At 64.9% G+C, this 909-nt stretch carries 2 protein-coding genes; both read right to left on the reverse strand.

Features of this window, described 5'->3' with window-relative positions; genetic code table 11:
• Positions 1-163: 163 nt before the first annotated feature.
• Positions 164-628, reverse strand: a complete 465-nt coding sequence (locus tag AC07CM_RS48760) for a hypothetical protein (RefSeq protein WP_478883031.1) — start codon at positions 626-628, stop codon at positions 164-166.
• Between the two features lie 102 nt (positions 629-730).
• On the reverse strand, positions 731-909 hold a 179-nt coding region (locus AC07CM_RS48765), incomplete at its 5' end, for a transposase family protein (RefSeq protein WP_478883032.1).

A 909-nucleotide genomic window follows, 5' to 3' on the forward strand; every position in this document is an offset into this window, starting at 1 on the left:
GTCCTATCGACGGAGGGAAACGAACGGGGGTAGTGTGAAGCTTCCCCCTTAGGACATCGGCGGGGGGGGGGCTGACGGGGGGGGGGGGCGCCCCCCTCCCCCCCCCCCACCCCCCTCAGAAATCGGCCATGCCCGCTTTCCGAGCAACCGGCTCAAGCAAGCCCTACGGCATGCGGGCTGATAGAAGTGCTGGCCGTGAGCCGATACCCGCGATCAATCGGTTTCGGCAGTGCGTGTGGATGAGGCGTGGGACGGCGGGTTTGTCCGGTGTGCCGTTGTCCGCGTCCGCGACGATGGCACATTTGCGGATCGCGGTGCGGGTGACCTTCAGCCACTGTTCCCACTCCTGCGGGCTTTGCGGCTGGCGGTCGGCGTGCAGCAGCAGCTCCCGACAGAGCGGACACAGTCCGTCCTGCACTTGTAGCAGGCGTAGGTTGGCCGTGCCCAGCGGGGGTTTGCCGCGGCGGCGCCGCGTGGCCCAGAAGTCGGCCAGGGTGGGATCGTCAATCGATGCCGTTCCTGGCACCATCCGGTGCCGGACAATTGGCGTCCAGGCGAATTTACGTAGGTATCGACCGCTGACGCGGTCTCCGAAGACCCACCTGTCGTGCCTGGACGGGTTGAACACGTCAAAATAGCGGGCGGCTACCCACCGTTTTGGCTTGTTCGGGTGAGCGCATGTGGCCCACTTGTAGACCTGTCTCCAGACGTGCTCATCCAGGAGCCTTTTTCATGTGTAGATCATGAGGGTGAGGATCGCTGCGGCGGCTGACGTGAGTCTGTTCGGGCTGGTGCGGGCATGGCGGAAGATCCGCCACTGCTTGATCCGGGAGATCGTCCGCTCGACGGGAGCCCGCAGTGCGGCGTGGACCCTGTTCGACTTCTTGTGCTTGTCGCTGAGTTCGGTGT

It is taken from the genome of Streptomyces sp. NPDC044061, from assembly GCF_056434305.1.